This is a genomic window from Serratia sp. BW106 (assembly GCF_002607755.1).
GTDB classification, from domain to species: Bacteria; Pseudomonadota; Gammaproteobacteria; order Enterobacterales; family Enterobacteriaceae; genus Serratia; species Serratia proteamaculans.
Genome location: NZ_MCGS01000009.1, coordinates 80,291 through 87,980 on the forward strand (window position 1 = coordinate 80,291; position 7,690 = coordinate 87,980).

Consider the following 7,690-nt stretch of genomic DNA (forward strand, 5'->3'; position numbering starts at 1 on the left):
TTTTATCTCATTCAGGATGGATTGACCGGCACCACGTTGTCGCTTGGGTAGCAACCCAGTACTTTTAGCGAGCGGGTGATTGGCGTCAGATCCCTCAATGCTTTCTGCATTGATTCAGAACGCAGGTTTGCCTGCACATCGATATAAAACATTTCTTCCCACGGATTGCCGTTAATCGGGCGAGATTCCAGTTTGGTCATGATGATGCCGTTTTCGCGCAGCACCAACAGGGCTTCAACCAACGCACCTGACTGCTGGCCGGTCGCCATAATCAACGTGGTTTTAGCCGGAACCTGTTCGGACACTTCAATAGCCTTGCGCGCCAGTACGATGAAACGGGTGATATTCTGCTGCTGATTGGCCAGATTATGCTCCAGTACTTGCAGCCCGTAGAGGGCTCCACCGGCTTCGCTGCCTAGCGCTGCGGCTTTTGGCGAGTTCAATTTGGCCACTTTTTCCATCGCGGCGGCCGTGCTTTCACAGTATTCGATTTTCCAGTGTGGATAACGGTTAATGAACTGACTGCATTGCTGGAACGGCTGCGGGTGGCTATATACGGTTTCAATCTGGGCGAGATCGGTCTCACTGGCGACCAGGACACAGTGATCGATAGGGTTGGTCAACTCGCCGACGATCGACAGGCTGGTGTGTTGCAGCAGGTCGTAAACGTCGTTAATCGAACCGGAACTGGTATTCTCGATCGGCAGGATGGCGTAATCCGCCTGGCCGGTTTCGACCTGGGTGAAGATGTCCTGGAATTTCTGGCAACCGCATTCGACCAACTGATCGAAGTGGCGAGCGGCATATTGGCGCGCGGCCAGATGTGAATAGGACCCCTTGGGGCCAAGGAAGGCGATGCGGGCGGAATGCTGGCTAACTTGATTGAGCTGGTTCTGCAGTAGTGACTGCTGGGTTAATACCGAGTCTTCGATAATCAGCTGGAACAGGCGGGTAACGTAAAAACCGTCCAGGTCGTAGGGTTTGGCGGCGGCGATCAGGGCGTCCAGCAGGTCGCGTTCGCGCTCTTTATCACGGATTGGCCGGTGAGAGTGCAGCTTGGTCTTTCCTACTTCTACCGCCAGCTCACGGCGTTCTGCCAGCAAGGACAGCAGTTTCAGATCCAGTGCGCTGATGCGTTTGCGCAGCACGAGTAACGGGTTGTCGGTCATAATCAGCTTCTGCCTTGTATTTTTATACGTCGTAAAATAGCCATAAAAAAAGCCCCCTGGTTTCAGGAGGCTTTGTTGTTCGTCTTCGCATTCTTTATCACACGACGAAACGCCTCCCAATCAGGGGAAGGTAAAAAAGAATGCGAAGAAAAACGGTTTACGGAACATGGGTTATCCAGAGTATGCATGAGACAGGTTTTAAAGTAACCGCAGGCCTTTATCTCGTCAATAAAAAAACCAGACAAAAAACGCGCCCTCAGGCGCGTTTGATGTGAAACAGCCGCTAAACGGTTATTCTTGTTCCGGCTCGACTTCTGGAATGATGTCTTTCACGCTGGTCGCGGCACGGCGTGCTTCGCCTTTGTGCTGCACCTTATTCAATTGGCGCTCCAGCTTGGCGATCAGATCGTTAACGGCGGTGTACATGTCTTCATGTTTTGCGCTGGCGACCAGCGGGCCGTTAGGGGTAGTAATGGTGGCATCGGCAACAAACCCTTTCGGCTCTTTGGATAAGACGATATGTGGGTTAATCAGTTGGGCCTGCCATTTTTCCAGTTTGGTGAGACGGTCTTCGACGTGACTGCGGATTGCGGGAGTGATATCCATTTGTTTGCTGGTAATGTTCAATGTCATATAACTTACCTCTCTGTCTTTCCGTCTTGGATGGATCCAGCATACCCCGCTTCTTGCTTAAATGCGTGATGAAAATCACGTATTTTTGTCACTTTTTGCAAAGTTAGTTCAATCTGTGATTCAGCATTTGAATTGGCTATCTAACGCTTGAGTCTTGTGAGCGGAACGCGCATGATTGAAAGGATAAGCGGTGGCGCAGTCTTGCTAACATCGTGTTTTTTCTTGTGTATTTATCCAGCCCTGGCTAAGTTCGCAGCAAATGAAAACGGCAGCCGAAGCTGCCGTTTTGTTTTTCTACCCTTGCCAATTCGGTTACGCCGGGTTGGCGGTAATCACTTTGGCCACTTTGTCGGCCTGACCGTTCAGTTGCAACTGCTTATATGCATTTTCCATCAGCGGCAGCGCGTCGCGCGTCGCTTGAGTATCTGGATATTCACGTAGCATCTGTTCGGCACGATTAACGACCGCGACGTAGGCACCGCGTTTAGTGTAGTATTCCACCACCGAAAGCTCATACTTGGCCAGGCGGTCTTTCAGATACACCAGACGCTTGTTGGCATCGGTCACATACTGGCTGTTCGGGTACTGCTGAATCAGCTGGCTGAAATCGCGAAACGCAGCGCGAGCATGCTGTGGATCGCGGTCTGAACGATCGACCCCGAAGAAGCCTTGCAATGCACTGTCATCCAACGCCATATCGGTCAGGCCACGCATGTACATCACGTAGTCGATGTTCGGGTGCGTAGGGTTCAGACGCATGAAACGATCGATAGACGCCTGAGCCAGCGGTAAATCGGCAGATTTGTAGTAGGCATAAATCAGGTCTAACTGAACCTGCTGGGAGTACGGCCCGAAAGGATAGCGGTTATCTAACGCTTCGAGTTGCGTAATCGCGCCCTTAAAGTTACCGTCCTGCAGTTTTTGCTGGGCAGTAGCATAGATTTCCGAAGGTGGGTTGTCGGGAACCGCATCCTTGGATGTGGAGCAACCTGCCAGCGCCAGGCTCAACGTGGCTGCCGCCACCAGATATTTCATACGCGTCATGACGTTTTGATTATCCTCAGGGTGTTATTCCGGGAGACTGTCCGTTAAGCTCCCGACAAAGACCAGTTACAATAGCACATTATATTAAACGGCATCGCCGTGAAAACCCAACGTTAACGAAGAAGCTGCATATGGCACAACAAGTACAACTCACCGCAACGGTGGCCGAATCTCAACTCGGACAACGTTTAGATCAGGCTTTGGCCGAATTGTTCCCTGATTATTCACGATCTCGCATAAAAGATTGGATCCTGGACAATCGGGTACAGGTTAATGGCAAAACGATAAACAAACCGAAAGAGAAGGTACTGGGGGGAGAGACGGTCGCCATTGATGCACAGATAGAAGAAGACGCCCGTTGGGAACCGCAGGACATCGCGCTGAATATCGTCTACGAAGACAGTGACATTCTGGTTATCAACAAGCCACGCGACCTGGTCGTGCACCCTGGCGCCGGTAACCCGGATGGCACGGTGCTCAATGCATTACTGCACTACTATCCTGAAATTGCCGATGTGCCGCGTGCCGGCATTGTGCACCGTCTGGACAAAGACACTACCGGCCTGATGGTCGTGGCAAAAACCGTTCCGGCGCAAACCCGGCTGGTCGAAGCGCTGCAGGCGCGTGATATCACCCGTGAATATGAAGCGGTTGCTATTGGTACCATGACCGCCGGTGGCACCGTCGAAGAGCCGATTTCGCGCCATTCGACCAAACGCACCCATATGGCAGTGCACCCGATGGGCAAACCGGCGGTGACCCATTACCGTATTATGGAGCACTTCCGCGCGCATACTCGTCTGCGTCTGCGTCTGGAAACCGGCCGTACTCACCAGATCCGCGTTCATATGTCACATATCAACCATCCTTTGGTGGGTGATCAACTGTACGGTGGCCGTCCACGTCCACCAAAAGGTGCGTCGGATGCATTTATTGCTGCGCTGCGCGGTTTCGATCGCCAGGCACTGCACGCCACCATGCTGCGTTTATATCATCCAATCAGCGGTATCCAGATGGAGTGGCATGCGCCGCTGCCACAGGATATGGTCGATCTGATTAACGCGCTGAAAGCTGATACCGAAGAATTCAAAGATCAGATGAACTGGTAATGGATCCGCTCATCCTGCCCGATTGGCCGTTGCCTGCGGGGGTAAAAGCCTGCAGCACCACTCGTCATGGCGGCGTTAGCCTGCCGCCGTATGACTCGCTCAACCTCGGAACCCATGTGGGTGATGAAGAGCGGGCGGTGGCGGATAATCGCCAACGGCTGGTGGTGGGTGCCAGCTTACCTCAGATGCCAGTTTGGCTGGAGCAGGTGCATGGTACCCGCGTAGTGCGGCTGGATGGGCAAACGCCAACCGATCTGCAAGCGGATGCGGTTTACAGCAATGTGCCGGGGCAGGTGTGTGCCGTGATGACGGCAGATTGCCTGCCGGTGCTGTTTTGCTCGCAGGCCGGTGATGAAGTTGCCGCAGCCCATGCCGGTTGGCGTGGGTTGTGCAATGGCGTGCTGGAACAGACTCTGGCCGCTTTTGCCGCCCAGCCAGGTAGCATCAGCGCCTGGCTGGGGCCGGCGATTGGCCCGCAGCAGTTTGAAGTAGGGCCTGAGGTCCGTGCGGCATTTATTGCTGTAGACGCCGTCGCAGCAGCGGCTTTTACCCCCCAGGGTGATAAATTCCTGGCCGATATCTATTTATTAGCTCGCCAACGCTTGCAACGTGCAGGCATTCACACTATCTACGGTGGCGATCGCTGTACGGTGAGCGAAATCAGTCATTTTTTCTCCTATCGTCGCGATGGAATAACCGGACGTCTGGCAAGTTTAATCTGGCTGATATAACCTATTGAATTAGGACGGTCCAAAGACGCATGATGTAGTACCGAAAATATACAGTCGAAATAACCTTGAATTTTTGAGGGATGACCTCATTTAATCTCCAGTAGCAATTTCGACCCAATCTTGGAGGTGTTATGCGTCTGGATCGTCTTACTAACAAATTCCAGCTTGCCCTCGCCGATGCCCAATCTTTAGCCCTTGGGCGCGACAACCAATTTATTGAACCGTTACATCTGATGAGCGCCTTGCTCAATCAGGAAGGGGGCACGGTTCGTCCACTCTTAACTTCTGCCGGTATCGATGCAGGGCGCGTGCGCACTGAAATCGAACAGGCACTGTCTCGTCAGCCTCAAGTCGAAGGCACCGGTGGCGACGTTCAACCGTCCCATGAACTGGTGCGTGTCCTTAACCTGTGCGACAAGCTGGCGCAAAAGCGGGCGGACAAATTCATTTCTTCCGAACTCTTTGTGTTGGCGGTGCTTGAAGATCGCGGAACATTGACCGATCTGTTGAAAGCGGCCGGTGCGACTACCGATAAAATCAGCAAGGCGATTGAGCAAATGCGAGGTGGAGACAGCGTGGAAGATCAGGGTGCTGAAGACCAACGTCAGGCATTGAAGAAATACACTATTGATCTGACCGAACGTGCCGAACAGGGCAAACTTGACCCGGTTATCGGCCGTGACGAAGAGATCCGCCGTACCATTCAGGTATTGCAACGCCGCACCAAAAACAACCCGGTGTTAATCGGTGAGCCTGGCGTGGGTAAAACCGCCATCGTCGAAGGTTTGGCGCAGCGCATCATTAATGGTGAAGTACCGGAAGGCCTGAAGCATAAACGCGTGCTGTCCCTCGACATGGGGGCGCTGATCGCCGGTGCCAAGTACCGCGGTGAGTTCGAAGAGCGTCTGAAAGCGGTGCTGAGTGATTTGTCTAAACAGGAAGGCAGCGTCATTCTGTTTATTGATGAATTGCACACTATGGTCGGCGCGGGTAAAGCCGATGGCGCGATGGATGCCGGTAATATGTTGAAACCGGCGCTGGCACGTGGGGAACTGCACTGCGTCGGTGCCACTACGCTGGACGAATACCGCCAGTATATAGAGAAGGATGCGGCGCTCGAACGTCGTTTCCAGAAAGTCTATGTGGCTGAACCCAGCGTTGAAGACACCATCGCAATTCTGCGCGGCCTGAAAGAACGTTATGAACTGCATCACCATGTGCAGATCACTGACCCGGCGATTGTTGCGGCGGCGACGTTGTCACACCGTTACATCTCCGATCGTCAATTGCCGGATAAGGCTATTGACCTGATCGATGAGGCAGCGTCCAGCATCCGTATGCAGATGGACTCGAAGCCGGAATCGCTCGATCGTCTGGAGCGCCGCATTATTCAGCTCAAGCTGGAGCAGCAGGCGCTGAGTAAAGAGTCGGACGACGCCAGCAAGAAACGTCTGGAAATGCTTAGCGGCGAGCTCGAGCAGAAAGAACGCGAATATTCAGAGCTGGAAGAAGAGTGGAAAGCGGAAAAGGCTTCACTCTCCGGCACGCAGAATATTAAAGCGGATCTTGAGCAGGCCAAGATCACCCTGGAGCAGGCGCGTCGCGTCGGCGATCTGGGGCGGATGTCGGAACTGCAGTACGGCAAGATCCCTGAGCTGGAAAAACAGCTTGCCGCCGCCACGCTGGCCGAAGGCAAAACCATGAAGCTGTTGCGTAACCGGGTGACGGACGCAGAAATCGCCGAAGTGCTGGCGCGTGCCACCGGTATTCCTGTTGCCAGAATGCTGGAAGGCGAGCGTGACAAACTGTTGCGTCTGGAGCAGGAGCTGCATTCTCGGGTCATTGGCCAGGATGAAGCAGTGAGTGCGGTATCTAACGCGATTCGTCGTAGCCGTGCCGGTCTTTCAGATCCAAACCGACCTATCGGTTCATTCCTGTTCCTCGGCCCGACCGGGGTGGGTAAAACCGAACTCTGTAAGGCACTGGCTTCGTTCCTGTTTGACAGTGACGACGCCATGGTGCGTATCGACATGTCCGAGTTTATGGAGAAACATTCGGTATCGCGGCTGGTGGGTGCGCCTCCGGGCTATGTCGGGTATGAAGAGGGCGGTTATCTGACCGAGGCAGTGCGTCGTCGACCTTATTCAGTGATCCTGCTGGATGAAGTTGAGAAGGCGCACCCGGATGTGTTCAACATCCTGCTGCAGGTATTGGATGACGGGCGTCTGACCGATGGTCAGGGCCGCACCGTTGATTTCCGTAATACCGTGGTGATCATGACTTCTAACCTGGGGTCCGATCTGATCCAGGAACACTTTGGTCAGATGAACTACGCGCAGATGAAAGAATCGGTGATGGAAATGGTCACACATCATTTCCGTCCGGAATTCATCAACCGTATAGATGAAGTGGTGGTGTTCCACCCACTCGGCCAGAAACACATTGCCGAGATCGCCAAGATTCAGTTGGCACGTCTGTACAAACGTCTGGAAGAACGCGGTTACGAAGTCACTATGACCGAACCGGCGTTGGAGCTGCTGGGCAAAACCGGTTTCGACCCTGTGTATGGTGCGCGTCCGTTGAAACGCGCTATCCAGCAGGAGATCGAAAACCCATTGGCGCAGCAAATCCTTTCCGGCAAGCTGATTCCGGGCAAACCGGTGACGCTGGATGTAGAAAACGAGCATATCGTCGCCAGGCAGTAACGACTATCTATAGTCATTACGATAAAAGGGAGCGGGAAACCGCTCCCTTTTCTTTATCTGTTTTCATTGGGTTTAAAGGATTTTCCGAGGCAACGACCTTAAAATCTCACTTTTCTGGCTAATAAATATCCTGAAATGGCTTTTTTGGTGGTTATTTGAACGCTTGAAAAGTTTTTTGCATTTAGGGGTTGCGACCTTCTGAGAACTCCCTATAATGCGCCTCCACTGACCGGGAACAACGACTCCTCTAACGAGAACCAGTCGCCCAGCCAGGAAGGAGCAAGCCGGTGAAAACACCG

The 7,690-nt window shown here is 53.2% G+C and carries 7 protein-coding genes and 1 other annotated feature; of the genes, 3 read left to right on the forward strand and 4 right to left on the reverse strand.

From position 1 onward, the window contains the following. Positions 1 to 11 precede the first annotated feature (11 nt). From pheA to bamD, 4 genes are all read right to left on the reverse strand, one after another. Positions 12 to 1,169, reverse strand: coding sequence for a bifunctional chorismate mutase/prephenate dehydratase (gene pheA, locus BEI65_RS07765; protein WP_099062827.1), 1,158 nt, complete (start codon positions 1,167 to 1,169; stop codon positions 12 to 14). 42 nt (positions 1,170 to 1,211) lie between these two features. Continuing rightward, positions 1,212 to 1,338, reverse strand: a sequence feature (Phe leader region). Next, complete coding sequence (locus BEI65_RS26965) at positions 1,290 to 1,337, reverse strand: hypothetical protein (protein ID WP_197724615.1); 48 nt, start codon at positions 1,335 to 1,337, stop codon at positions 1,290 to 1,292. It overlaps the preceding feature by 48 nt. A gap of 122 nt (positions 1,339 to 1,460) precedes the next feature. Continuing rightward, a complete protein-coding gene (gene raiA / locus BEI65_RS07770) occupies positions 1,461 to 1,802 on the reverse strand; it encodes a ribosome-associated translation inhibitor RaiA (protein ID WP_012005327.1) in 342 nt (113 codons plus the stop codon). 312 nt (positions 1,803 to 2,114) lie between these two features. Then, entirely contained in the window at positions 2,115 to 2,846 is a 732-nt protein-coding gene (gene bamD / locus BEI65_RS07775) for an outer membrane protein assembly factor BamD (RefSeq protein WP_099062828.1), read from the reverse strand. Positions 2,847 to 2,977: 131 nt separating this feature from the next. Here bamD and rluD point away from each other — a divergent pair, with 131 nt between their 5' ends. From rluD to clpB, 3 genes are all read left to right on the forward strand, one after another. After that, positions 2,978 to 3,955, forward strand: a complete 978-nt coding sequence (gene rluD / locus BEI65_RS07785; RefSeq protein WP_099062829.1) for a 23S rRNA pseudouridine(1911/1915/1917) synthase RluD — start codon at positions 2,978 to 2,980, stop codon at positions 3,953 to 3,955. Continuing rightward, on the forward strand, positions 3,955 to 4,686 hold the full coding sequence (gene yfiH / locus BEI65_RS07790) for a purine nucleoside phosphorylase YfiH (protein WP_099062830.1): 732 nt from the start codon (positions 3,955 to 3,957) through the stop codon (positions 4,684 to 4,686). Before rluD ends, yfiH begins: the two co-directional genes overlap by 1 nt. 131 nt (positions 4,687 to 4,817) lie before the next feature. After that, on the forward strand, positions 4,818 to 7,391 hold the full coding sequence (gene clpB, locus BEI65_RS07795; protein WP_085120345.1) for an ATP-dependent chaperone ClpB: 2,574 nt from the start codon (positions 4,818 to 4,820) through the stop codon (positions 7,389 to 7,391). Positions 7,392 to 7,690 lie beyond the last annotated feature (299 nt).

Bases quoted from the DNA above. Each gene is read 5' to 3' on its own strand.
- pheA (WP_099062827.1), bottom strand. From the start codon at position 1,169: ATGACCGACAACCCGTTACTCGTGCTGCGCAAACGCATCAGCGCACTG.
- raiA (WP_012005327.1), bottom strand. From the start codon at position 1,802: ATGACATTGAACATTACCAGCAAACAAATGGATATCACTCCCGCAATC.
- bamD (WP_099062828.1), bottom strand. From the start codon at position 2,846: ATGACGCGTATGAAATATCTGGTGGCGGCAGCCACGTTGAGCCTGGCG.
- rluD (WP_099062829.1), top strand. From the start codon at position 2,978: ATGGCACAACAAGTACAACTCACCGCAACGGTGGCCGAATCTCAACTC.
- yfiH (WP_099062830.1), top strand. From the start codon at position 3,955: ATGGATCCGCTCATCCTGCCCGATTGGCCGTTGCCTGCGGGGGTAAAA.
- clpB (WP_085120345.1), top strand. From the start codon at position 4,818: ATGCGTCTGGATCGTCTTACTAACAAATTCCAGCTTGCCCTCGCCGAT.